The sequence below is a fragment of the Sinorhizobium alkalisoli genome, assembly GCF_008932245.1.
In the GTDB taxonomy this organism is placed as follows: domain Bacteria; phylum Pseudomonadota; class Alphaproteobacteria; order Rhizobiales; family Rhizobiaceae; genus Sinorhizobium; species Sinorhizobium alkalisoli.
Genome location: NZ_CP034909.1, coordinates 308,932 through 333,073 on the forward strand (window position 1 = coordinate 308,932; position 24,142 = coordinate 333,073).

Sequence of the window (24,142 nt, forward strand, 5' to 3'; positions counted from 1 at the left end):
GAGTTTGACAGTGAGCTGAAGTAAAAATGTAAAAAATGTAAAAGAGCGTCTGCCTGCCGACTTGTCAATGGAGTTACAAATGGCCGAGAACAAGATCTTTGCGGGGCCACGCGTCAGGCGAATTCGCAACGGCATGCAGTTGACGCAAACGGCGATGGCGGAAGCGCTCGGCATCTCCCCCTCCTATCTGAACCTGATCGAGCGCAATCAGCGGCCGCTGACGGTGCAGCTTCTGTTGAGGCTGGCTTCGGTTTACAAGGTCGATCTCGACGAGTTGCAGGGCGAGGCCGGCGGGAGCCTGCAGCAATTGCGCGAGGTTTTCGCCGATCCGTTGCTGACCGGCGAACTCCCCGGAGACCAGGAACTGATCGAGGTCACCGAGGCGGCTCCGAATGTCGCGGGCGGCGTCGTCAAGCTCTATCGCGCCTATCGCGAACAGGCCTCGCGGCTCAAGGACCTGGCGGCAGTGCTGGCCGGGCAGGGCCACATGGCGGCAGTCTCGGACACGCGGCTGCCGATCGACGAGGTCAGAGAGGCGTTCGAGGCACGGCCCAATCATTTCGCGCGGATCGAGGAGGCGGTAGAAGCATTCCATGCGACCCTCTCGGCGGGCGACGATCTGGCCGGGGCGCTGAAGGCCTGGTTGAAGAAGGAGCACGGCCTGGCCGTGCGCACGCTGCCGCTGCATGTCATGCCGAACCTGCGCCGCCGCTTCGACCGCCACTCGATGCGGCTCTTTATCTCCGAACGCCTGTCACCTTTCGACCAGGCGCGTGAGGTCGCCATGGAGGTGGCATCGATCGCCTGCCATGAGGCGATCGTGGCGGAGCTTGAACAGTTCCGCCTGGCGACCGCCGAGGCCCGGCGCATCGGTCGCTTCGAACTCGCGCGCTATGCCGCCCACGCGTTGATGATGCCTTACGCCGCCTTTCACGCTGCGGCGCTTCGCGCGAAATATGACATCGACATCCTGAGAGCCCGCTTCCAGGTCTCCTTCGAGCAGGCCGCCAACCGCCTGACCATGCTGCAGCGGCCCGGTGCGGCCGGTGTGCCTTTCTTCCTGATGGAGATGGACAATGCCGGCCACCGTTTGCGCCGGGCGGGAGCGCAGGGTTTCCCCCATGCCCGCTTCGGCGGCGCCTGTCCCAAGCTAAATGTCCATGCCGCCTTCGCCGTCCCCGGCCAGATTCTCGTCGACCGCGTTGAAATGCCCGACGGCGGTGCCTTCCTGGTGATTGCCCGCACGGTAGACGGTCCGCAGGCGAGCTATGAGGAGCGGGTCAGGCGCACCGCTCTACTGATCGGCTGCGAGGCCGGGTTTGCCGATGACACCGTCTATGGTGCTGCGCGCATGCCCGCAATCGCCGTGGGGCCGGCCTGTCGCCTTTGTGAGCGGCAGGGATGTCTCGCCCGAGCCGAGCCGCCCGTGACGCGACCGCTTGGCCTTGACGAAATGACGGCGGGTTTGAGTGTCTTCGATTTTCAGTAGGCGCTGGGCCGTTTCGGCGGCAGCAGGGCTTTGCCGCGCCGACGAAACCGCGCCCCGTCCCGGCGGCAGCGGCGTGGGCGGCATCGTCTGTTAAGTGCTCGATTTTGCTCATGCTTGGCGAAACGCGAGCGCGCCGCAATACTCGCCTTTTCCGGCGCGAAAGCGCTTGAGGTTATTGCGAAACATGCCTAACCTCGGCACCGCAACGAACAACGGACGGGGCATGACCGCACGGGTAAAGATTTGCCCCGACCTGACAACAAGAGGGGAGTTTCATGTCCAAACTCATCGTCGCAACTTTGGCAGCCGCTTTGTTGGCGGGCTCGGCGACGCTTGCATCGGCACAGGAGCGGGTCGTCAACGTCTATAACTGGTCGGACTATATCGACGACAGCATCCTCGAGGACTTCACGAAGGAGACCGGGATCAAGGTCGTCTATGACGTCTTCGACTCCAACGAAATCCTCGAAACGAAGCTGCTTGCCGGCGGCTCCGGCTACGACGTCGTGGTGCCGTCCGCATACTTCCTGCAGCGCCAGATCGCTGCGGGCGTGTTCCAAAAGCTCGACAAGTCGAAGCTGCCGAACCTGTCGAACATGTGGGACATGATCATGGAGCGTACAGCCAAGTACGATCCAGGCAACGAATATGCCGTCGACTACATGTGGGGCACCACCGGAATCGGCTACAATGTCGACAAGATGAAGGAAATCCTTGGTGCTGACGAGAAGCCGAACTGGGACGTCATCTTCGACCCGGAGGTCGCCGCCAAGTTCAAGGACTGCGGTATCCACCTGCTCGATTCGCCGACCGACATCATACCTTCGGCACTCGCCTATCTTGGCCTTGATCCGGACAGCCATGAACAGGCCGATCTCGAAAAGGCGGCCGAGGTACTGATGAAGGTCCGCCCCTATATCCGCAAGTTCCATTCGGCGGAATATATCAATGCGCTGGCCAATGGCGACATTTGCCTGGCAGTCGGCTTCTCCGGTGACATCTTCCAGGCGCGCGATCGCGCGGCCGAGGCGAATGCCGGCGTGAGCGTCGACTATTCGATCCCCGAGCAGGGAGCGCAGATGTGGTTCGACATGCTGGCGATCCCCGCCGATGCGCCGCATGTCGACGAGGCCCACGAGTTCATTAACTATCTGATGAAGCCCGAGGTCATCGCCAAGGCCTCGAACTACGTCTTCTATGCCAATGGCAACAAGGCGTCGCAGCAGTTCCTCGACAAGGACGTGCTCGAGGACACCGCCATCTACCCGTCGGACGCGGTCATGCAGAAGCTTTTCACGGTGACGCCGTTCGAGCCACGGGAGCAGAGAGTGCTCACGCGACTCTGGACGAAGATCGTGACCGGCCAATAGGCGTGGAAGGAATTGCCCGGACCTCGATCCGGGCGATTTTTTGTGGGCCGATCAAACATGTATGGTGTTTCGGCCCACCAGAGAAATGGGCGTCGGTTGCCGTGCCGGGTCCATCGGCTGTGGCATCGGGGATAGATGATGAAGTCTCTCGGCAGTATACGGCGGGCCTTCGCCCCCTGGACGGATCCGGCGTCCAAACCATTCATTTCGTTCAGGAACGTAACCAAGAGATTCGGCGATTTCACCGCCGTCGACGATCTTTCGCTGAACATCTACACGCGCGAGTTCTTCGCGTTGCTTGGCGCCTCGGGTTGCGGAAAGTCGACACTCTTGCGCATGCTTGCCGGGTTCGAGCAGCCAACTTCGGGCGAGATCATCCTCGATGGCCAGAACCTCGCGGGCATCCCGCCCTACCGGCGGCCCGTCAACATGATGTTTCAGTCCTATGCGCTGTTTCCGCACATGACGGTGGAGAACAACATCGCTTTCGGCCTGAAGCAGGACGGCATGCCGAAGGCGGACATGGCCGAGCGCGTCCAGCAGATGCTGAAGCTCGTGAAGCTTGAGAAATTTGCCAAACGCAAGCCGCACCAGCTTTCCGGCGGGCAGCGCCAGCGGGTGGCGCTCGCCCGCTCGCTTGCCAAGCGGCCGAAGGTGCTGCTGCTCGACGAGCCGCTCGGTGCCCTCGATAAGAAGCTGCGCGAGGAGACCCAGTTCGAGCTGATGGATTTGCAGCAGGAACTCGGCCTCACCTTCGTAGTCGTCACCCATGACCAGGAGGAGGCCATGACCATGGCCGATCGTATCGCCGTCATGAGCCATGGCACGGTCGTCCAGGTGGCGACGCCTGCGGAGATTTATGAGGCGCCGAACTCGCGGTTCGTCGCCGACTTCATCGGCGATGTGAACATTTTCGACGGCGCCCTCACGGGAGCCGAGGCGGGCTTTGTCCAGCTCGAAACGACCGGCGGCATTCCGATCCGGATGATGTCACCGGACGGGTTCGCGAAGGGCACGCGGGTGGCCGTCGCCATTCGTCCGGAGAAGATCAGAATCGGCCGCCAGACGCCCGCCCATGCACCCATGAATACGGCCGCGGGTGAAATCTGGGATATCGGCTATCTCGGCGACATGACCGTCTTTCACATCCGGCTGAAGAACGGACAGGTCATCAAGGCTTCGACGCTCAACGCCGTGCGCGCAGTCGAGGATCCGCTCGGCTACGACCAGGAGGTCTGGATCTCGTTCGGTGACGACGCCGGCGTCGTGCTGAAGGATTGAAGCCATGGCGAAAATTGCCTCGAGCCTGGTCAGCCGCCTGGTAATCATCATTCCCTATGCCTGGTTGTTGTTCTTCTTTCTCATCCCTTTCTTCATCGTCTTTCGCATCTCGCTGTCGCAGACCGCGATCGCCATGCCTCCCTACACGCCAGTCTTCAATCTTGCCGAAGGGCTGTCGGGCATTCTCGAAAGCATGCGCGAGTTCTCGGCGGATAATTATGTCTGGCTGACGGAGGACGCTCTCTACTTCAATGCCTATGTATCGAGCATCGTCATTGCCACCGTCTCCACTGTGCTCACGTTGCTGATCGGCTATCCGATCGCTTACGGCATGGCGAAGGCGCCGCGATCGATGCGACCGATGCTCTTGATGATGGTGATCCTGCCGTTCTGGACGAGCTTTCTTATCCGCGTCTATGCCTGGATCGCGATATTGAAGCCCGAGGGACTGCTGAACCAGTTCCTGATCGCAACCGGCCTCATCGACCAGCCGCTGATCATCCTCAACACCAACGCCGCAGTCTATATCGGCATTGTCTATTCCTATCTGCCCTTCATGGTTCTGCCGATCTACTCGGCGCTCGAGAAGATGGATCACGCGTTGATCGAAGCGGCCCAGGATCTCGGCTGCACGCCGACCGCCGCATTCTGGCGTGTGACCTTTCCGCTATCCCTGCCAGGGGTCATCGCGGGCTGCCTGCTGGTCTTCATCCCGGCCGTCGGCGAGTTTGTCATTCCGGACCTGCTCGGCGGATCGGAAACGCTGATGATCGGCAAGACGCTCTGGAACGAATTCAATGCCAACCGCGATTGGCCGGTATCGTCCGCCGTGGCGACGATCCTGCTCCTGATCCTGGTCATTCCGATTGTCTATTTCCAGAATGTCCAGTCCCGGGCCGACGGCGAGGAGAGGTGAACGATGGTCAGGTGGTCCCGCTTCAACATCGCCTCAGTCGTTCTCGGCTTCGGTTTCCTCTACTTGCCGATCGTCCTCCTGGTAATTTTCTCTTTCAACGAGTCGAGGCTCGTCACGGTATGGGCCGGCTTTTCCACCAAGTGGTACACGCAGCTCTGGTACAACAGGGGACTTCTGGATGCCGCCTGGGTCACCATCCGGGTGGCGCTGCTATCGGCGACCGTCGCAACGGTTCTCGGCACGATGGCGGCTCTGACGCTGGTGCGCTATTTGCGCTTCCGTGGGCGCGTGCTCTTTTCCGGCATGGTCTATGCGCCGCTGGTGATGCCGGAGGTGATCACCGGCCTGTCGCTGCTCTTGCTTTTCGTGGCGATCGGGCTAGACCGGGGTTTCTGGACGATCACGCTTGCGCACATCACTTTTACAATGTGCTTCGTTGCCGTTGTCGTTCAGTCGCGGCTGTTGAGCTTCGACCGGTCGATCGAGGAGGCGGCGCTGGATCTCGGGGCCACCCCGATCAGGGCATTTTTTGCCATCACCCTGCCGGTCATTGCGCCGGCGGTCTTTTCCGGTTGGGTGCTGGCCTTCACCCTTTCGCTCGACGACCTCGTTATTGCGAGCTTCACGACGGGACCGGGCGCCACGACCCTGCCGATGAAGATCTACAGCCAGGTGCGCCTCGGCGTGACGCCGGAGATAAACGCCATCTGCACGATCCTCATTGGCATCGTCGCCCTCGGTGTGGTCATTGCCTCGGCTGTCACGAGGCGCCGGGAAATTCAGCGGGAGAGGGATGAGCGCGCAGCCTTCGCGGTGAGCGGCTGATTGAGGGCGTTCAATTCGGCCCGACGAGGACCGAGAGGGGCGTGACCACGGCGTTCGGCCATGACCCGCCGACGAAGAAGCGCAGAGGCTGATCGTCGGCGGCGCTGGCGTCTTCGAGTGCTCCGGCAAAAGCCAGGCTGCCGTTGCGATAGGGTATCATGCCGGTCACGGACATTGTGCCGGATGGGCTGACGAAGCGCGCCCGATCGAGACGTGCCGTGCCGTCGGCGAAAGTCGCTTCGAAATCGGCGGTCTGGAAGTCGAACGTGGCGTCGCTTGCCTGTGACAGCGAGAAAAATTCGCCCTTGCGGACGAGGTCGGTAAAGGCATGCACGTCGAAGCCGACCAGACTGCCGTTCCTGAGCCTGTAGGTGAGGCGACCCGAGAGGTCTCCGGTCGCGGTTTCCCAGAAGGCTCGCTCGGAAGCGACATCCAGGTTCAGGATCCCATTGCCCACGGGTATTGGACCTTTCAGGCCGAAGTCGGCGAACACGGCGGCGAAGTCGGCATTCTTGAGCGTGACCTGCAGCCGACCGCCATGTTCCAAGCCCTTCGTGGAGAGCTGCACGCGGCCCGACAGACGGCCGCCAGCATAGGTGCTGTCGCCTATGTCGAGCGAAGCCCGGCCGCCGTCGACCATCACACCGGTGGCGACATCTTCCAAATGCAGCGGTCCGAGGAGCACGTCCTGGGCTGAAATGCGAAGGTCCGTGCGCCAGCCATTGATATAGATTTCCGCCATCTGCCACAGCCGGTCGCTTCGCTCGGGCCGAGCGGGCATGGAGGCCGGCAGACCGTTGAAGTCGATGCGATCGAAGGCGAGGGTTCCTGCGATGTGCGGCGACCCGCCGCCCGGAAGTGCGACGTCGAGGACGCCTGTGGCGGCCGCGTCACCCATCGTCAGTTGCAGTTCGTCCAGCTTGATCGATTTTCCGCCCGTCGTCACCTTGGCATCGATGCTGAAACCGGCCGGCGGCAGCACCATGTCCGCCGATCCGCGATACCAGGCCACGAGTGTCCCAAGCGAGGGCGCGGAAAGTTGCAGGTGGCCGGAGGCAAACGGCGTGAGGGAAAGATGACCGATGCCTTCGAATGACAGGGTGAGTTGTGCCGACGTGATCGACGTTTTGACGGGCGTATTTCGCCTGGCAAAAAGGTCGAGCGGACGGTCGCAGACGAATGCCCAGGCGACCTGCTGTCCGCCAAGCATCGTCGAGAATTGTGCGCTTAGCCGATCGCCATAGGAAGGCCACTTGACCGTGCCGGCGATGCCGGAAAGATCGATGCCGTCGCCGTTGCCGGAAAACGCGTCCGATATGCGCAGCCGCCCGTTTTCGACGGCGATGTCGCCGAAAGGGCTGTCATCCTCCTGCGTTGCGGCCTCTGGGGCGATCAGCCAATGCGGCCGTTGCCAATTGAGCGTGCCGTCTGCGCGGCGCTCGATCGTGATGAGCGGCGCGACAAGCGTGATGTCGTCGAGCGCAGACTCGCCGCGAAGCGCCGAGATCAGGCTGAATGAGGCTGTGATGCGGTCGATTTGCGCAAGCAGGTGCGGCTCCGGCCCGCGCGACACGATCTTCACGGAAGGCAGCGTCACCAAGGGCTCCGGCCAGAACCGGATTTCCGGCTCGCCGCCGATCGTGGTCTTGCCGCCCGACCAGCCGTCGAGCATCCGCTCCATCGTCGCGCGCGCGTCCGTGTTCGACACGAGCAGGGGGACCGCCGCGTTATAGCCTATGGCGAGAGCAACTCCGGCCGCGGCCGACCAGGCGATATGACGGCCGCGCAGCCGATGCCTCAAGGCGCCCGATGCCCTCAGGATATGTCTTTTCATGTTGCTCCGTTTGCCGTCGCCCCGCATGACACCGTCTGGATAGGCCGATGATTTGCATAAAGCAAATGCGCCCGGCCGAAAAATGTCGTCGTCGTCGCCTCGGGGACCGGGGCATGCTGTTTATCTTGCATTGCAGCATGATATAGAAGCAGAAACAGGGAGAGGAGGAATACATGAACACAGATCGTCCTTTGTGGGTCCCGGATGCCGAGACGCTCGAGCGAAGCCCGATGGCTGAGTTCATCGCCTGGTGCGGCCGGCGCTTCGGCCGGACGTTCTCCGATTACGACGCCTTTCACGACTGGTCCGTAGCTGAGCGCGGCTATTTCTGGAGCGGCCTATGGGAGCACTGCGGCGTCCTCGGCGAGCGCGGCGAGACGGCGCTCGCCAATGGCGATCAGATGCTGGAGGCGCGCTTTTTTCCCGATGCAGAACTCAATTTCGCCGAAAACCTGCTGCGCGGCAGCGGCAACGATGATGCCCTGATTTTCCGCGGCGAGGATAAGGTCCGCTACCGGCTCTCCTGGGACGAACTGCTGCGTCTGGTATCGCGGCTGCAGCAGGCGTTCAAGGCGCAAGGCATCGGGGTCGGCGACCGCGTCGCCGCGATGATGCCGAACCTGCCGGAGACGATCGCGCTGATGCTGGCCACGGCCTCCGTCGGCGCCATCTGGTCGTCCTGTTCGCCCGATTTCGGCGAGCAGGGCGTGCTCGACCGCTTCGGCCAGATCGGTCCGAAGCTGTTCATCGCCTGCGACGGCTACTGGTACAACGGCAAACGCCAGGACGTCGACGCCAAGGTGCGCGCCATTGCAAAGAGCCTCGGCGTGCCGACGCTGATCGTTCCCTATGCGGGCGACAGCGCCGCGCTGGCCTCATCAATCACGGGCGGCATCGCCCTTGCGGATTTCATTGCCGGCCTCGAGGCAAAACCGCTCGCCTTCGAGCGATTGCCCTTTGCCCATCCGCTCTACATCCTTTTCTCCTCCGGCACCACCGGCGTGCCGAAATGCATCGTGCATTCCGCCGGCGGAACGCTGCTCCAACACCTCAAGGAACATCGCTTCCATTGCGGACTTGTGCCCGGCGAGAGACTCTTCTACTTCACCACCTGCGGATGGATGATGTGGAACTGGCTGGCGTCCGGTCTGGCAGTCGGCGCGACCCTCTGCCTTTATGATGGTTCGCCCTTCTATCCGGACGGCAACGTGCTCTTCGACTATGCGGCCGAGGAGCGCTTTGCCGTCTTCGGCACGTCGGCGAAGTACATCGACGCGGTTCGTAAAGGCGGCTTCAAGCCGGTGGAAACCCACGATCTGTCCACCCTGCGCCTCATCACCTCGACCGGCTCGCCGCTGTCACCCGAGGGGTTCTCCTTCGTCTATGAAGGCGTCAAGTCCGATGTCCAGCTCGCCTCCATTTCCGGCGGCACCGATATCGTTTCCTGCTTCGTCCTTGGTAACCCGTTGAAGCCCGTCTGGCGCGGCGAAATCCAGGGCCCCGGCCTCGGCCTCGCGGTCGACGTCTGGAACGATGAGGGCAAGCCGGTCCGCGGAGAGAAGGGCGAACTCGTCTGCGCCAAGGCATTCCCGTCGATGCCCGTGAAGTTCTGGAACGACCCAGACGGCGCCAAGTACCGGGCGGCCTATTTCGAGCGGTTCGAAAATGTCTGGTGCCATGGCGACTTTGCAGAATGGACCCCACATGGCGGCATCATCATTCACGGTCGATCGGACGCGACGCTCAACCCGGGCGGCGTGCGCATCGGTACGGCGGAGATCTATAACCAGGTCGAACTGATGCCGGAAGTCGCCGAGGCGCTCTGCATTGGCCAGGATTGGCAGGACGACGTACGCGTCATCCTTTTCGTTCGCTTGGCGCCGGGTGTCGAACTGACCGATGAACTGACGCAGGCGATCAAGAACCGCATCCGCAGGGGCGCTTCGCCGCGGCACGTGCCGGCGAAGGTCATTGCCGTCGCCGATATTCCGCGCACCAAATCCGGCAAAATCGTCGAACTGGCCGTCCGCGACGTTGTGCATGGCCGTCCCGTCAAGAACAAGGAGGCGCTGGCGAATCCCGAGGCCCTCGATCTCTTCGCGGGACTGGATGCTTTGAGGAGCTAAGCCGGTGACCGTGATTTTTCTATCGGCAGTTGATTATGGCTTGACGATGATTTTTTGGTTGCGCCGAGCCGGCACAATGGTGGTCTATTCCGATACGGCATGCGCGCCGAAACGTGACGGACGACCGTTAACTTTCTTGCGCCTGCGAAATTAACCAACAGCGTTGAGTTGCATATCATTCCCTAAAATTTTCGGATCGGGAAGTAAGGTTCTGTTAGGATTTGGCAGCGCAAGGTCTCGTTAACTTGAGGCCGACCGACCCCGGGCACGGTACCGCAGCAGAGATGCTGCCGCCGACATGACGTCGCGAGTTCTCGAGCATTTGTTGGTTAGCATCGACTTGAGGGGCGGCTCGGAGCTGCCTCTTTTTTTGTCTGCGGCAGGCTGCCGCCTTCCTGCTCAGTCGCGCGTCTTTTCTGACAGGCAAGGAGCCACTGTAACTCTTTGAATCTGCGCTTCACGCTTTCCGAAGATCGGGTACGATTTTCGAACCGATGCGCTACGACCGATTTTCCAGAGAACGCGAAACGAGAATGACCGGGATCATGCCGGCAATGACGATGATGATCGCCGCGACGGAGGCGTCTTCCACCCTTGCACGCGAAGCGTCCTCGTAAACGAGTGTGGCGAGCGTGTTGAAGTTGAAGGGGCGCAGCATGATGGTGGCCGAGAGCTCCTTCATCGTCTCGATGAAGACGAGAAGGGCGGCGGTTAGAACCGCCGGCCGCATCATGGGCAATAGCACGGTGCGGAGCGTCTGGGCGCTGGTCCGGCCGAGCGCGCGTGCGGCCATGTCGAGATGTGGCGAGAGCTTGTGAAAACCGGCCTCGAGCGTGCCCTCGGCCATGGTGAGGAAGCGCACCGTGCAGGCGTAGATGATCGCAAAGCCGGTCCCGCTCATGATCAGGCCGGTGGAAACGTCGAAATACGTGCGCATCCGGGCATCCAAGGCGTTATCGATTGCGGCGAGCGGGAAGAGGACACCGATCGCAAGCACCGTTCCCGGTACTCCATAGCCAAAGGAGGCAAGCCGCCCCGCGACGTCCGTGATCGGCGAGCGTCCCGTGCGGGCGGCGTAGGCGAGTACGAAGCCGAGGAACACCGACGCGAGCGCCGTCAGGCCGGAAACCAGGACACTGTGCAGGAAGGCGTCCAGGAGCCGTGGCGCGAGGAACTGGTCGAGACGCCTCAAAGCAAAGTTGCCGAGGACGAGGAAGGGAACTCCAAAACCTGAGAGCACGGGAAGGAGGCAGGCGGCGGTAGCCGCCCACTTCTTCCAGCCGGCCAGCTTGACCCGCACCACGTCGTGGACGGCTGCCGTCGTCTTGTGGCTTGCAAAGCGCTGCCTGCGCCGCGCCGCGCGCTCGATCATCATCAGCCCGATGACGAAGACGAGCATGATGCAGGCGATCTGCGCCGCACCGGCGAGGCTGCCGCGGTTGAGCCAGGTGTCGTAGATGGAGAAGGTGAGCGTCTGAACGCCGAGGAATTCGACCGCGCCGATGTCGTTCAGCGTTTCCATGGCCACCAGGGTGAGGCCGATCATGATCGCCGGCCGTGCCATGGGAGCCTGCACAAGCAGGAAGACCCTCACCGGGCCTGCGCCGAGGGTGCGCGCGACATCCGCAGCCGCGCGACCCTGCATCAGGAACATGGAGCGGCAGGCGAGATAGATATAGGGGTAAAGGACCGAACTCATCACCAGCACGGCGCCGCCGAGCGAGCGAACGTCGGGGAACCAGTAGTCACGGCTCGACTGGAAGCCGAAGAGCGCCCGCACCAGCCCCTGAACCGGACCGGTGAAAGTCAGGAATTCACCGAAGGCGTAAGCCGCCAGATAGGCGGGGATCGCAAGCGGCAGCACGAGGGCGGCGGAGAGCATGCGGCGCATCGGAAAGTCGCAGGTGGCCGCCAGCCACGCGGTCAGAATGCCGATGATTGCCGTGAACGCGCCGGTCAGCGCCACAAGCAGGAGCGTTCGCGTGACGGCGCGCGGGACGACATTCTCCACCAGGTGCGGCCAGTCCGCATTGCCGCCGGAGACTGCAAGCCATGCGATAGCAAGAATCGGCATCAGCACGACGGCCGAAGAAAGCCCCGCCCAGCTCGCGAGCATCCGATGGGTAAGGCCGGTGCCGGAGTTGGCATGCCGTCGTCTGAGGCTTTTGGCGATGAAGTGCAATCGATCCATTCCAAGGCGATATTGCCCGACGCGCCGGAAACCGGTTCTCGCGGGTCAAGTTTTCGTTACAGCATTAGCGCATCGGCCCGGGAATCGGAACCGATTTTCGGAAGGTCCGGTTGCGCAGATTCCAAGAGGTGCAGCGACCTGAGCGCGTCTGCAAGAACGTGCGGCGGTGGAGAGCCTGAAAGGCTCCGCGCGTCAGTTCGCCAGGACGCGTTGCGAGGGGAAGGCGATCTCCACCAGAGTGCCCTCGTTCGGGGCGGAATTGATCGAGAACTGGGCGCGGTTGGCCTCCGCCATGGCCTTGGTCAGCGGCAGGCCGAGCCCCGTGCCGTCGCCTCGCTTGCGCCCACCGGTCGTGACCTGCCTGAACGGCTTCATCGCCTGGTCGAGTTCGTTGCGCGTCATGCCGACGCCGGTGTCGCGGATCCGCAGGATGACGCTGCCGTTTGCCTCGTAGGCGGTCGACACCACGATCTGTCCGCCGGACGGGGTGAATCGGATAGCATTCGCCAGTATGTTGAGCGCGATCTGTTTGATCGACCGGCCGTCGGCGACGACCTCCGGCACGGAGGTCGAGAGCGATGTGCGGACGATCACGCGCTGGCTGTTGGCCTGCGGTTGAACCAGCGAAACCGCCTCGGACACCGCCTCGTTGAGATCCACGGCGCTGAAATCGAGCTCCATTTCGCCCGCTTCGATTTTAGAGATATCGAGCAGGTCGTTGACGATGTCGAGCACATGGCGTCCCGAGCGGCCGATATCGCCGGCATATTCGATATAGCGCGGATGACCGATCGGACCGAAATGCTCGCTCGCCATCATGTCGGAAAAGCCGATGATGGCGTTGAGCGGTGTGCGGATCTCGTGACTGACGCGAGCCAGGAACTCCGTCTTGTGGGCATTCGCCGTCTCCGCCGCCCGTTTGGCATTGCGCAATTCATCCTCGGTGCGTTTCCACTGGGTGATGTCGCGGATGACAGCGCAATAGCCGTTCGAGGAGGAGAGGCGGCCGATCGTCATGAACAGCGGGATGAAGCCGCCACCTGCTTCGCGTCCGATCACCTCGCGGCCATCATTGAGAACGCTCGCGACGCCGTGGCCGGAAAGCCCCTGGAGATAGTCGATCACCGCTCTCTGGCTCTCATGAGCGAAAAGGGCGGCAAAGGGTTTACCGCGCATTGCGTCCTCGTCATAGTTGAAGAGCGCGCTCGCCGACCTGTTCATCGTGCGGATGTCGCCGTCCTGGCCGAGGACCACGACGCCGTCGGTGGCGGTCTCCAGGATCGAGCGAAGCTCGTCGATTTCGGTCCGCAGCTGCGCTTCCGTTTCCGCGAACCTGACGGCGTCCTGCGGCTCGCTCGCATCCGCACGCGCTGCGGTCGGACTGATGGCGAGCATGAGCGCGCTTCGTCCTTCCCAGCGGATCGAATGCAGATGGGCGGTGACAGGTGTGAACTCGCCGCTTTCGCGGACGAGCGTCATTGTGCCGTCCGGCTTGGACGCCTGGGACTCGTCGCCAGTGGTAAAGAGCGCCGCAAGGCCCCCTTCGCGGGCAAAGGCCCCGAGATCCGCGTAGCCGGTGAGCCGCAGGAATTCCGGATTGGCGTGCAGCAGATCGTCGCCGTGATGGACGAGAAGCGCGACAGGCAGGCGGTCGAGGATCTCGCTGCTCATGGCAAGGCCCGTGCGCGCCGGAACGGCTTCGTCGCCGGCTGGCGCGCGAGACCCTTCGCTGCCGGTCGCCGGTTCGGGCGGCTTGCTCTCGATTGCCGGAGCGGATGGCGTCTCTTCGGCGAAGGGCGCTTGTGCTGCCGTTGGCGTTTCGCCTGCGGCATCCGCCGCCGCCGGCGCGCCGAAACGGGTGCCGAGCTGCCGCGCAATCTCGCGGAAGGCGGCCTGTTCGCCGCGGGTCAAGGTTCCCGAGCCAGCCGGCCGGCGCAGGTCGAGATCGATGATCTTGTCCGAAGATGGCCGTTCCGGCGGATCGACAACGCGAAGCGCGGGCCGCTCGCCGCCAAAGGCGTCCTCTGCCGCAGCCGTTTGTTGATCGGAGCTCGTTTCGGAATCCGAACCGGTACCGATCGCGGGCTCTGCCTCGGTTTCGGTTTCCGGCTTCGGACCAGCGGCTGCCTCTGGCTGCCCGTCCGCAGCCTCTGAGGGGGTGTTCTCCTGGTGCAGCGTGCCTCCAAGCGAAAGACCGCTCGCCTTTTCATCCACCACCGCATCGGCGCCCCGCACGATGCCGAAGCCGCGGAAACCGTCGAATTCGCGTGTTCGGGAGTAGGTGGGGAGGGCGGCGAGATCGACCGGCACCTTGAGCCTCGTCCCCTCCACCGGCCAGAGGATCGTCTTGCCCGACCAGGTATCGCGGCGATGCAGAAGCTCGTTGATCTTGTTGTCGGGGTCGAGGTCGTAGCGGGAGGCAAGCTCTTCGAAGGTCAGACCCACGACGTCGGCAGCGTTCGGCCCGACCGCGGAGGCGAATTCCTCGGAAATCTCGCTGAAACGCCCTTCCGCATCGATCTTCCAGACGAAACGGACGGCGCGCCCGCCCGGATCGAAGCTGAATTCAGTCGTCGGCGCTGCGCCTTCACGCGCGTCCCTTGCCGCCTCATCCGGCTCTGTGGCTTGCTCGCTCGGCGCGTTCGCCTCGTTCAGAGACTCTGGCAGCGCTTCTCCTCGCGCCTCGGCGAAGGCAGCGTCGCCGACCTCCCGCGCCATCGCCGCGGTGGAGGCCGCGCCCGAAGCCGGGTCCTCCGTCATTTGCGCCGGCTGCTCCGGCACGGCCGCCTGCGTCTCGGTCGTCGAGGCAGCCGCTTCCTCCTTCGCCGGCTCGGTCGTGTTCTCGATCGCTGCGGCGGTCGCTTCCTCGATAACGGCTTCCACGGCGAAGAGGAGATGGAGAGCCGGGTAGTCGGAAATCTTGCCGATGGCGGCCGGCAACTGCCCCTTATCGGTGGCGACCGGACGCTTGATCAGCCTGTCCTTGTCGCGCGCGACTGCTGTCACGAGTGTCCGCCGTACCGGCGCCGGCAGTCCCAATCGCTCGAAGCCCGAGGACTGGGCAATGATCTCTCCCTCGTCGTCGAGCACGGCCATGTGCGTGTCCGGTCCGTCGAGGCCAGCGATCATCGCAGCGGCGCGCTCCTCGGTCGAGAGCGCCTTGCCGTTGTGCGGGGTTGTGAAGAGGACGGCCTCCTCGTCCGGCCCGATGCGGATCAGTTCCACTGTCGCATTGAGGGGAAGTCTGCGGAAGCCGGAGGACATCCGGATGAGGAGCTGCCGACGGTCGCCGACCGTGACGAGCTGGGCCGCGGCGGTGCGCAACTGGCGCAGAGAAAGATCGCCCGGGTCGAGCGCGCTGTCGATGAAGTCGTAGACCGAGGCCATGCCGAACAGCCTGGCGCCTTGATCGTTGGCCCAAAGCACCCGCGCGAGATTCTTGGAAAATAGGACAGATGCATTCCCGTGGGCAAAATGCTCCCGCACCCGTGCATGCACGGCAATGTCGATGAAGGGGTATCGTCTCGCGGGCATTGGCAGGCCTATTGACTGGTCGCGTGCGCGTTAACACTCTATTAATATCCGGCCCTATCGCGAGGGTCCAGCAGTGCCCCCTGATCCGCAGCGAGTTTCACGACGCAAGGTTAATGGGCGCCATCTTGTGCATCGCACAAAAAATGTTGCATCGCACAAAACTTTCGGTTATAAGATGTCCAACACCCACACACCAAGGAGCAAATGCCATGGCCACTGCCAAGAAGACCGAAGATGCCTTTGCGATGTCCTTCGACCCGTCGAAGTTCGTCGGGAGCTTCCGTGAATTTGCCGAAAAGGGCGCCGTCCAGTCGAAAGAGGCGTACGCCAAGATGAAGACTGCAGCCGAAGAGGCAACGAAGACGGTCGAAGCAACGTTCGAAAACGCTCAGTCGGGCTCTGTCGAACTCGGCCTCAAGGCCATCGACGCGTTGCGCACCAATGCTGAAACCTCGCTTTCGCACATGGAAGCACTACTCGGCGTGAAGTCGATCTCGGAACTCGTCGAACTGCAGACGGCCTTCATCCGCAAGCAGGCCGAGCTCGCCGTCGAGCAGGCCAAGTCGATGCAGGAAGCCACTCGCAAGGTCGCTGAGAATGTTGCCAAGCCCGGCAAGCAAGCCGCCGAAAAGGCGATGTCCAGCTTCAAGGGCGCTTGATCGTCACTCCCGTTTCGATCGATACCATTGCAAGAGACCGGGTGGCTTGCCATCCGGTCTTTTTGCTGGATAATCCGAACATAAGGCTTGCAAATCGATGTGAGTGACCGTATGTGAGCCGCCAAGCGACTTGAGGGTCGCTGCCCGAGTGCGGTTGTAGCTCAGTTGGTTAGAGCGCAGGTTTGTGGCACCTGAGGTCGGTGGTTCGAGACCACCCAACCGTACCACTCTTTTCATCCTTTCACGCGAAGATCTGATGCTCGGCCGTCACCAGTTCCTGCAGGAACGAGACGACCGTGCGCACGCGCACCAGATCGCGCGCGCTTTCGTGATAGGTCGTCCAGTAGGCGCGGCGGATCGTCGTCCCTGGCAGAAGGCGGACCAGTTCCGGATATTGCCGGGCAATGTAGTTGTGCAGGATGCCGATGCCGGCGCTGGAGCGGACGGCCTCGGTCTGTCCGGTGGCGCTGGAGATTTCGAAGGAGGCGTCCCAGCTGCGCATGATCTCGGCGGAGAAATTGAGCGAGGGCGTGAAGATCAGGTCCTCCACATAGCCGATGCGGCGGTGGTTCTTGAGATCGTCGACCGCCTTCGGCGTGCCGTATCGGCCAAGATAATCCGCCGATGCGAAGAGACCCAGTGTATAATCGGTGAGTTTGGACGATACGAGACGCCCCTGTTCCGGCCGCTCAATGGTAATGGCGATATCGGCCTCGCGCTGCGACAGGGAGAAGGAGCGCGGTACCGGCACAAGCTGCAACTTGAGCTCGGGATAGCGTGCGGTCAGGCGACCGAGGCGCGGTGCCAGGAAGGAAACGCCGAAACCGTCTGGAGCGCCGATGCGCACCGTGCCGGCGATGGCCGTGTCGATCCGCCCGATCTGTGACTGGGCCGCCAGCATTTCCGTTTCCATGCGCTCGGCGGCCGCGAGAAAGACTTCGCCCTCGGCGGTCAGTTCGCAGCCGCTCGGGCGCCGCACGAGAAGCCGCGTCTTCAGGGTTTCTTCAAGTGCGGTGACGCGCCGGCTGAGCGTGGCATGGTTGAGCCCGAGGCGCTTTGAAGCGGCGAGAATCTGGCCCGTCCGCGCTACGGCGAGAAACACTCTGACGTCGTCCCAGTCCATGCCGTCGCTCCAGGTGCTTTGATTTTTGCACAACGGTTCCTGAATATCGGAAATTGAATTGTTGAAATCGTAGTGCGATCATGCGCTCCAGATCAAGACCAGGAGGAACCCCCATGTATGAAATCGGACATTTCATCGACGGCAAGCGCGTCCCCGGCACGAGCGGCCGCGTAAGCAACATCTTCAATCCGGCGACGGGCGAAGTTCAGGGCACCGTGGCGCTCGCGAGCGACGCCGAGCTTGCCGCTGCGGTGGAAAGCGCCAAGGCGGCTCAGCCGAAGTGGGCGGCTACCAACCCGCAGCGTCGTGCGCGCATCTTCATCAAGTTCGTGCAACTCTTGAACGAGCATATGAACGAATTGGCCGAGTTGCTCTCCCGCGAGCACGGCAAGACCATCGAAGACGCCAAGGGTGACGTCGTTCGCGGCCTTGAGGTCTGCGAATTCGTCATCGGCATACCGCATCTGCAGAAGAGCGAATTCACCGAAGGCGCCGGCCCCGGCATTGACATGTATTCGATCCGTCAGCCGGTCGGCGTCGGCGCCGGCATCACGCCGTTCAACTTTCCGGCGATGATCCCCATGTGGATGTTCGCTCCGGCGATCGCCTGCGGCAACGCCTTCATCCTGAAGCCGTCCGAACGCGATCCGTCCGTGCCAATCCGCCTCGCCGAACTGATGATCGAAGCCGGCCTGCCGGCGGGCGTGCTCAACGTCGTCAATGGCGACAAGGGCGCGGTCGACGCGATCCTGACGAATCCGGACATCGGCGCCGTCTCCTTCGTCGGCTCGACGCCGATCGCCCGCTATGTCTACGGCACCGCGGCGATGAACGGCAAGCGCGCGCAGTGCTTCGGCGGCGCCAAGAACCATATGATCATCATGCCTGATGCCGATCTTGACCAGGCCGCCAATGCGCTGATCGGCGCCGGCTACGGCTCCGCCGGCGAGCGCTGCATGGCGATCTCGGTTGCCGTTCCGGTCGGCGAGGAGACCGCGAACCGCCTCGTCGACAAGCTGGTGCCGATGGTTGAAAGCCTGCGCATCGGCCCCTATACGGACGAAAAGGCCGATATGGGCCCGGTCGTCACCAAGGAGGCGGAGGCGCGCATCCGGAGCCTGATCGACAGCGGCATCGAGCAGGGCGCCAAGCTCGTCGTCGACGGCCGCGACTTCAAGCTGCAGGGCTATGAAAACGGCCATTTCGTCGGCGGCTGCCTGTTCGATCACGTCACGCCGGACATGGACATCTACAAGACGGAAATCTTCGGCCCCGTGCTGTCGGTCGTGCGTGCCAAGAACTACGAGGACGCCCTGTCGCTGCCGATGAAGCATGAATACGGCAATGGTGTCGCGATCTACACCCGCGATGGCGATGCGGCGCGCGACTTCGCCTCCCGCATCAATATCGGCATGGTTGGTGTCAACGTTCCGATCCCGGTGCCGCTCGCCTACCACTCCTTCGGCGGCTGGAAGTCCTCGTCCTTCGGCGATCTCAACCAGCACGGCACGGACTCGATCAAGTTCTGGACCCGGACGAAGACCATCACCTCGCGCTGGCCCTCGGGCATCAAGGACGGCGCCGAGTTCTCGATCCCGACGATGCGATAACCACTACAGCGTTTCTCAGACGCAAGGTCGATGCGCTAGATCTCCTCCCTCTGCTGAGCCTCCTTCGGGAGGCTCTTTTTTGTTGCATTGCGCGCGGCTATACAACTAACTAACCCCGATAAGCCGGGTGATCGTGTGACGATTCGCACTGTGGTGGACGAACCATACGGCTGATCGCCTGGGGGGTGCTCACGCAGGGCCGGCCTGTCTGATCGAGGGGATACGTCATGGTGTTGGTCGAACCATTGCCCGCGCAGAGCGTCGGGCAGGGCAGTTTCGGGCGCGCGGCCGAGGGGAACGTTCAACGTCTCTCCTTCACGGGTAGCGCCGGTGAATATTTCGGGATCTGGATCGTCAATATCCTGCTGACGATCGTCACCCTCGGCATCTATTCGGCTTGGGCCAAGGTGCGCCGCAATCGCTATTTCTATGGCAACACCGTACTGCTCGGCCGCGGCTTCGACTATCACGCCAGGGGTGGCCAGATCCTGCTCGGCCGCCTGATCGTCTTTGCCTATCTGGTTTTCTACAATGTCATGCTGACCTTCGTTCCCTTTGTCGGCATCGGCCTCGGCGTGGCTCTCCTGTTCCTGGTTCCGTGGCTGCTTGCGCGAGGCCTGCGCTTCAGCGCCAGGGTGACGAGCTACCGCAATGTCCGTTTCGATTTCCTCGGACGCGCCGGCGGCGCGTTTCTTGCCTTCGTAGTCGGACCGGTCATGGCGGCGATCACCCTCGGCATTCTGGCGCCGCTCGCCAGCCGCTGGACCTATCGTTACATCGGTAACAACCTGCGCTACGGGGACAAGGGCTTTTCGACCGCTCCCTCCCTCGGCTCGATCTACAGAACCTGGGGCATCTCCGCAGCGGTGATCGTTCTCGGGCTGCTGATCGTCGCCTTCATCGCCTTTCTCAACCTGGCGGTCGTTGCCGCAGCGGTCGGGAATCCCGATGTGCTTCCGCCGGAAATGCAGGTGTCGCTCGGCCTGCTCGCAGCGCTCGCCTATATCATGGTTCTGGCGATCTTCGGCACGGCGGCGCTCATCTATCGCGCCGGCGTCCGCAATGTCGCCTGGTCCGCCACCAGTTTCGATGGCAAGCACCGGCTCTTGAGCGACCTCTCGCGTCCGCGCTATGCTTGGATCGCCGTCTCGAACTTCGTTGTCACGCTCGTTACCCTCGGCCTCATGCGGCCTTGGGCCGCCGTTCGAATGGCGCGCTACGTGAACGAGCATACGGGCGTCCGCTTCGAAGGGAATGTCGGCGAGGTCTTCTCGTCGAGTGCAGCACAGGGTTCGGCGGTCGGCGCCGAGTTCATGGATATAGAAGGCTTCGACTTTGGCTTCTGAGACGGCGGCGATTGCCGAGGGCGAGTGGCATCCGGCGGGATCGAGCCGCTCCGTGCCCTGCCGCCTGGTCGAAGATGGCGAGCGCCTCGTCGTCTGCGACCAGACGCAATCCGAACTTGCAGGCGGCAGCTTGTCCTCGCTGGAGATTTCCGCCCGCGTCGGCCGCATTCCGCGGCGGATCACCTTTCCCGACGGGTCTCTCTTCGAAACGGGCGAAAACGATGCGGTCGACCGGTTTCTCGCTCGAGCGGGCCGAGGCCGGCAGGGCATCATCCATTGGCTGGAGCAGTTCCATCCGCGGCTGATCGCTTTCGTCGCCACAACCATCCTGCTCGGTGCGCTGGTCTACCGCATTGCGTTGCCTGCGCTCGTGGAGGTGGCCGTCGCCGTCACGCCTCCGATCGTGCCGCAGATCATGTCGGCCAGCACGCTGGAGACTATGGACCGGACGGTCCTTGGCCCTTCGAAGCTCAATGAGGCGCTACGCGGCCGAGTTCTCGACGGGTTCCGGCGCATTGCGGCGCTTTCCCAGGGCGGTGAGGCGGCTTACGCGCTCAACTTCCGCGAAGGCGGACCCGTCGGCCCCAATGCCTTTGCGCTGCCCGACGGCACGCTGATCCTCACCGACGAACTGGTGGAGCTTGCAGGCGGCGACATAGAGATGATCGTTGGGGTGCTGGCGCACGAAATCGGCCATGTCGAGCACAAGCACAGCCTCCGGCAGTTCTATCGTGCCGCGGGCGTTGCCGGTCTCGTCATGTTGATTGCGGGCGACATAGGTTCCGGCGCAGAGGACGTCCTGGTGCAGGGGAGCGGCCTGCTCGCGCTCTCCTACTCGCGCGCCGCCGAGGCGGAGGCGGACCGCCATTCCGTGGCGTTGATGATTAGGGCAGGCTTCGATCCGACCGCGATCGCCCGCTTCTTCGAACTGCTGGAGACGAAGCTTCACGACCGCTCCGAAACAAGCATTTTCTCCACCCATCCTGGCACGTCGGAGCGCCGCAAGGCCATCCTGGAGATCGCCGCAGAGCGGAAGGACTGACGGCATCTACTCTTCGCCGGCATCGCCCTACGGCACACTTTGCGCGCTTTTTCAGGCGCGCAAAGGGCGCTGTGATTCCTGGAATCTGCGCATCGGGCTGCGCACCACGCTTTCCGAAAATCGGCGACGTTTTCGGGCCGATGCGCTACTACAGCGCCGCGCGTCTCTCAGACGCGCAAAGGTCGCTGTAACTCTTTGAATCTGCGCATCGAGCTTTCCGAAAATCCGGTACGATTTTCGGGCCGATGTGCTAGGAACCTGCCGCCCGGAAGCGCTCCTCGAACTCCCGACGCAGCTCCCGCCTGACCTCGGCAGCGCGGTGGCGGCGCTCCCTTGTGCCCGGCTCAGGGGCGTAGGGCGGCACGCTCGTCGGACGCCCGTCGGCATCGACGGCGACCATCGTGAAATAGCAGGAATTCGTATGCCGTCTCTCGCCGGTGCGGATATTCTCGGCCTCGACCCGGATGCCGACCTCCATCGACGTCCGGCCGGCATAGTTGATGGAGGCGCGAAAGTGGACCAGTTCGCCGACATGGATCGGCTGGCGGAAGACGACTTGATCGACCGAAAGGGTCACGGCGTACTGTTTCGAGTAGCGCGAAGCGCAGGAAAACGCGACCCGGTCGAGCAGGTTGAGGAGTGCCCCGCCATGAACCTTGCCGCTGAAGTTCGCCATGTCGGGCGTCATCAGCACGACCATTTCAAGCTGGCTCGAGTCATGCATCTTGTCCAATTTTCCCTCCGGATCCCGGCGGCGCCGCCGTTGTTTCTCAGCTTTGAAGAGAATCGCCGCTTCGTGTCTATCGGTCAATTGCAGAGGTGTCGTGCCCCTAGCGCATCGGCCCGAAAATCGTACCCGATTTTCGGAAAGCTCGATGCGCAGGTTCAAAGCGTTACAGCGACCTTTGCGCGTCTGAAAAGACGCGCGGCGCTGTAAACGAAGAACAGCGGGCTTTCGCCCGCTGCTCTATGGCGCCGTGCGTCCTTTAGGACTCACAAAGAATGCTGGACTTCGAATCTGCGCATCGACCCCGAAAGCCGAGCCCGATTTCCGGGGTCGATGCGAGAATGTGCCTCAATCTTGCGGACCTTCGTTGTAGCCCACCTTGTCGACCAGTTCCGAGGCCTTCTTGCGGTTTGCTGCGATCTCGGCGAGTGGCAGCGTATCGGGCTTGATCGGTCCGAAGGATTTGACCACTTCGGACGGTTCGACGCCCGGCATGACCGGATATTCGAAGACCTGCTCGGCATAGATCTTCTGCGCTTCGCCTGAAGAGAGGTATTCCATCAGCTTGATCGCATTGTCCTTGTTCGGTGCGTTCTTGGCGAGCGCCATGCCGGAAATGTTCACATGCGTTCCGCGGTCCTGGGCATTCGGGAACAGGACCTTGATGGCGGATGCCCACTCCTTCTGCTCTGGCTCCCGTTCGTTGGTCATCATCAGGCCGACATAGTAGCTGTTGCCGAGCGCCAGGTCGCACTCGCCTGCAAAGATGGCCTTCGCCTGGCTGCGGTCACTGCCGTCCGGCTTCCTGGCCAGGTTGTTCTTGAGGCCGGTCAGCCATGTTTCCGCCTCGGCCTCGCCGTGATGCGCGATCATGGAGGCGAACAGGCCGATATTGTAGGAATGCTGGCCATCGCGGGTGCAGATTTTTCCCTTCCATTTCGGGTCTGCCAGCTCCTCATAGGTGATGTCGTCCTGGGCCACGCGGTCCCTGGAGGCGTAGACGACGCGGCCGCGGGTCGTCAGGCCGAACCAGTTGCCGTCCGGGTCGCGGAAATGCTCCGGGATGTCTTCGTTGATCGTTTCGTTGACGACCGGCTGCGTCACGCCGCCTTCCTCGGCTTCGGTTAGACGGCTGATGTCGACCGTGAGGATGACATCAGCCGGCGAGTTCGCGCCTTCCGCCTGGATGCGCTCGACGAGGCCCTTGTCGAGAAAGAGGACATTGGTCGCAATGCCGGTTTCCTTGGTAAACGCGTCCAGGAGCGGCTGAATCAGGTCCGGCTGCCGATAGGAATAGATGTTGACCTCGCCCTCGGCACGGGCCGTGACCGAGCATGCCAGGAAGGTCGCCGCCATCGACAGAATGCCGATCAGCGCTTTAGAGACGTGCATGGTGTTTCTCCATTTCTTGCTTAAACTTAACCAAGCCGATCATATTTGTTTACCGCGCCGGTGAAGGCAGTCAACCGGGAAAGGGTGAAGTTGACTGCGTTCGTATGTTTTTCCCTTTTTGGAATTGTTCCAAACTGCAATCCGTCCTATATGATGGGGAACCGAATTCTCGATTCCGGAGTGGACGATGCGTCTGACGAAGCAAACGAACTACGCGGTTCGCATGTTGATGTACTGCGCTGCGAACAGCGACAAGCTCAGCCGCATTCCCGAGATCGCCAAGGCCTACGGCGTTTCCGAGCTGTTCCTGTTCAAGATTCTGCAGCCGCTGACGAAGGCGGGCCTGGTTGAAACCGTGCGCGGGCGCAATGGCGGCGTAAGGCTGCCGAGGCCGGCGTCGGAGATCAGCCTCTTCGACGTCGTCAAGGTTACCGAGGACAGCTTCGCGATGGCGGAATGCTTCGAGGCTGGTGAAATCGAGTGTCCGCTCGTCGACAGCTGCGGCCTCAACGCCGCTTTGCGTAAAGCGCTGAATGCCTTCTTCGAAGTGCTTGAGGGCTATACGATCGACGACCTGGTCAAGGCCCGGCCGCAGATCCACTTCCTGCTGGGCATCGAGGAGCCGGCACGCCCCCAGACCTCGGCAGCCTAAGGCTTTCCGAGTGAATGAGGGCGGC

Annotated in this window: 17 protein-coding genes and 1 tRNA gene; 12 read left to right on the plus strand and 6 right to left on the minus strand. The window is 62.4% G+C overall.

The genetic code is table 11. The features are described from left to right. The first annotated feature begins 79 nt into the window (after window positions 1-79). The 5 genes from EKH55_RS01460 (at window position 80) to EKH55_RS01480 (ending at window position 5,881) form a co-directional block, all read left to right on the plus strand. The gene (locus EKH55_RS01460; protein WP_151610846.1) at window positions 80-1,489 is read left to right on the plus strand and encodes a helix-turn-helix domain-containing protein; all 1,410 of its coding nucleotides are present in this window, start codon (window positions 80-82) and stop codon (window positions 1,487-1,489) included. Window positions 1,490-1,764: 275 nt separating this feature from the next. Then, complete coding sequence (locus tag EKH55_RS01465; RefSeq protein WP_069459449.1) at window positions 1,765-2,859, plus strand: polyamine ABC transporter substrate-binding protein; 1,095 nt, start codon at window positions 1,765-1,767, stop codon at window positions 2,857-2,859. 138 nt (window positions 2,860-2,997) lie between these two features. Continuing rightward, window positions 2,998-4,140 carry an ABC transporter ATP-binding protein gene (locus EKH55_RS01470; RefSeq protein ID WP_069459448.1) on the plus strand — a complete coding sequence of 381 codons (1,143 nt, stop codon included), beginning with the start codon at window positions 2,998-3,000 and terminating at the stop codon, window positions 4,138-4,140. Window positions 4,141-4,144: 4 nt separating this feature from the next. Next, complete coding sequence (locus EKH55_RS01475) at window positions 4,145-5,056, plus strand: ABC transporter permease subunit (protein WP_069459447.1); 912 nt, start codon at window positions 4,145-4,147, stop codon at window positions 5,054-5,056. 3 nt (window positions 5,057-5,059) lie between these two features. Then, window positions 5,060-5,881 (plus strand): ABC transporter permease subunit, encoded by an 822-nt coding sequence (locus EKH55_RS01480; RefSeq protein WP_151610847.1) that lies wholly within the window; start codon window positions 5,060-5,062, stop codon window positions 5,879-5,881. Between the two features lie 10 nt (window positions 5,882-5,891). On the opposite strand, the gene EKH55_RS01485 is transcribed toward EKH55_RS01480, so the two are convergent. Then, the gene (locus EKH55_RS01485; protein ID WP_192803731.1) at window positions 5,892-7,715 is read right to left on the minus strand and encodes an AsmA family protein; all 1,824 of its coding nucleotides are present in this window, start codon (window positions 7,713-7,715) and stop codon (window positions 5,892-5,894) included. A 173-nt stretch (window positions 7,716-7,888) separates the two neighbouring features. On the opposite strand from EKH55_RS01485, the gene EKH55_RS01490 reads away from it, so the two are divergent. Continuing rightward, on the plus strand, window positions 7,889-9,841 hold the full coding sequence (locus tag EKH55_RS01490) for an acetoacetate--CoA ligase (RefSeq protein WP_151610849.1): 1,953 nt from the start codon (window positions 7,889-7,891) through the stop codon (window positions 9,839-9,841). A gap of 499 nt (window positions 9,842-10,340) precedes the next feature. Here the strand turns inward: EKH55_RS01490 and EKH55_RS01495 are convergent, their stop codons facing one another. Both EKH55_RS01495 and EKH55_RS01500 read right to left on the minus strand, forming a co-directional pair. Beyond that, window positions 10,341-12,023: an ABC transporter permease gene (locus tag EKH55_RS01495; RefSeq protein WP_151611925.1), complete on the minus strand. Its 1,683-nt coding sequence runs from the start codon at window positions 12,021-12,023 to the stop codon at window positions 10,341-10,343. A gap of 201 nt (window positions 12,024-12,224) precedes the next feature. Then, complete coding sequence (locus EKH55_RS01500) at window positions 12,225-15,566, minus strand: PAS domain S-box protein (RefSeq protein WP_151610850.1); 3,342 nt, start codon at window positions 15,564-15,566, stop codon at window positions 12,225-12,227. 209 nt (window positions 15,567-15,775) lie between these two features. On the opposite strand from EKH55_RS01500, the gene EKH55_RS01505 reads away from it, so the two are divergent. Further along, window positions 15,776-16,225 (plus strand): phasin, encoded by a 450-nt coding sequence (locus EKH55_RS01505; protein WP_069459442.1) that lies wholly within the window; start codon window positions 15,776-15,778, stop codon window positions 16,223-16,225. Window positions 16,226-16,375: 150 nt separating this feature from the next. Continuing rightward, window positions 16,376-16,452, plus strand: a tRNA-His gene (locus tag EKH55_RS01510). A 14-nt stretch (window positions 16,453-16,466) separates the two neighbouring features. Here EKH55_RS01510 and EKH55_RS01515 read toward each other — a convergent pair. Further along, a complete protein-coding gene (locus EKH55_RS01515; RefSeq protein ID WP_151610851.1) occupies window positions 16,467-17,348 on the minus strand; it encodes a LysR family transcriptional regulator in 882 nt (293 codons plus the stop codon). A gap of 113 nt (window positions 17,349-17,461) precedes the next feature. Between EKH55_RS01515 and EKH55_RS01520 the strand changes: the two genes are divergently transcribed. The 3 genes from EKH55_RS01520 (at window position 17,462) to EKH55_RS01530 (ending at window position 21,346) form a co-directional block, all read left to right on the plus strand. Then, window positions 17,462-18,958, plus strand: a complete 1,497-nt coding sequence (locus EKH55_RS01520; protein ID WP_069459440.1) for a CoA-acylating methylmalonate-semialdehyde dehydrogenase — start codon at window positions 17,462-17,464, stop codon at window positions 18,956-18,958. A gap of 227 nt (window positions 18,959-19,185) precedes the next feature. After that, on the plus strand, window positions 19,186-20,304 hold the full coding sequence (locus EKH55_RS01525) for a YjgN family protein (RefSeq protein WP_151610852.1): 1,119 nt from the start codon (window positions 19,186-19,188) through the stop codon (window positions 20,302-20,304). After that, window positions 20,294-21,346 carry a M48 family metallopeptidase gene (locus tag EKH55_RS01530; RefSeq protein WP_069459438.1) on the plus strand — a complete coding sequence of 351 codons (1,053 nt, stop codon included), beginning with the start codon at window positions 20,294-20,296 and terminating at the stop codon, window positions 21,344-21,346. The genes EKH55_RS01525 and EKH55_RS01530 overlap by 11 nt, the downstream gene beginning before the upstream one ends. A gap of 250 nt (window positions 21,347-21,596) precedes the next feature. Here the strand turns inward: EKH55_RS01530 and EKH55_RS01535 are convergent, their stop codons facing one another. Next, window positions 21,597-22,070 carry an acyl-CoA thioesterase gene (locus EKH55_RS01535; RefSeq protein ID WP_069459437.1) on the minus strand — a complete coding sequence of 158 codons (474 nt, stop codon included), beginning with the start codon at window positions 22,068-22,070 and terminating at the stop codon, window positions 21,597-21,599. Window positions 22,071-22,421: 351 nt separating this feature from the next. Further along, complete coding sequence (locus EKH55_RS01540) at window positions 22,422-23,465, minus strand: Fe(3+) ABC transporter substrate-binding protein (RefSeq protein ID WP_069459436.1); 1,044 nt, start codon at window positions 23,463-23,465, stop codon at window positions 22,422-22,424. Window positions 23,466-23,652: 187 nt separating this feature from the next. Between EKH55_RS01540 and rirA the strand changes: the two genes are divergently transcribed. After that, complete coding sequence (gene rirA / locus EKH55_RS01545; RefSeq protein ID WP_069459435.1) at window positions 23,653-24,117, plus strand: iron-responsive transcriptional regulator RirA; 465 nt, start codon at window positions 23,653-23,655, stop codon at window positions 24,115-24,117. The last annotated feature ends 25 nt before the right edge of the window (window positions 24,118-24,142 follow it).

Coding starts and splice junctions, on each gene's coding strand:
- EKH55_RS01500 (WP_151610850.1), bottom strand. CDS start 15,566: ATGCCCGCGAGACGATACCCCTTCATCGACATTGCCGTGCATGCACGG.
- EKH55_RS01505 (WP_069459442.1), top strand. CDS start 15,776: ATGGCCACTGCCAAGAAGACCGAAGATGCCTTTGCGATGTCCTTCGAC.
- EKH55_RS01520 (WP_069459440.1), top strand. CDS start 17,462: ATGTATGAAATCGGACATTTCATCGACGGCAAGCGCGTCCCCGGCACG.
- EKH55_RS01525 (WP_151610852.1), top strand. CDS start 19,186: ATGGTGTTGGTCGAACCATTGCCCGCGCAGAGCGTCGGGCAGGGCAGT.
- EKH55_RS01490 (WP_151610849.1), top strand. CDS start 7,889: ATGAACACAGATCGTCCTTTGTGGGTCCCGGATGCCGAGACGCTCGAG.
- EKH55_RS01515 (WP_151610851.1), bottom strand. CDS start 17,348: ATGGACTGGGACGACGTCAGAGTGTTTCTCGCCGTAGCGCGGACGGGC.
- EKH55_RS01460 (WP_151610846.1), top strand. CDS start 80: ATGGCCGAGAACAAGATCTTTGCGGGGCCACGCGTCAGGCGAATTCGC.
- EKH55_RS01535 (WP_069459437.1), bottom strand. CDS start 22,070: ATGCATGACTCGAGCCAGCTTGAAATGGTCGTGCTGATGACGCCCGAC.
- EKH55_RS01475 (WP_069459447.1), top strand. CDS start 4,145: ATGGCGAAAATTGCCTCGAGCCTGGTCAGCCGCCTGGTAATCATCATT.
- EKH55_RS01465 (WP_069459449.1), top strand. CDS start 1,765: ATGTCCAAACTCATCGTCGCAACTTTGGCAGCCGCTTTGTTGGCGGGC.
- EKH55_RS01540 (WP_069459436.1), bottom strand. CDS start 23,465: ATGCACGTCTCTAAAGCGCTGATCGGCATTCTGTCGATGGCGGCGACC.
- EKH55_RS01485 (WP_192803731.1), bottom strand. CDS start 7,715: ATGAAAAGACATATCCTGAGGGCATCGGGCGCCTTGAGGCATCGGCTG.
- EKH55_RS01470 (WP_069459448.1), top strand. CDS start 2,998: ATGAAGTCTCTCGGCAGTATACGGCGGGCCTTCGCCCCCTGGACGGAT.
- rirA (WP_069459435.1), top strand. CDS start 23,653: ATGCGTCTGACGAAGCAAACGAACTACGCGGTTCGCATGTTGATGTAC.
- EKH55_RS01480 (WP_151610847.1), top strand. CDS start 5,060: ATGGTCAGGTGGTCCCGCTTCAACATCGCCTCAGTCGTTCTCGGCTTC.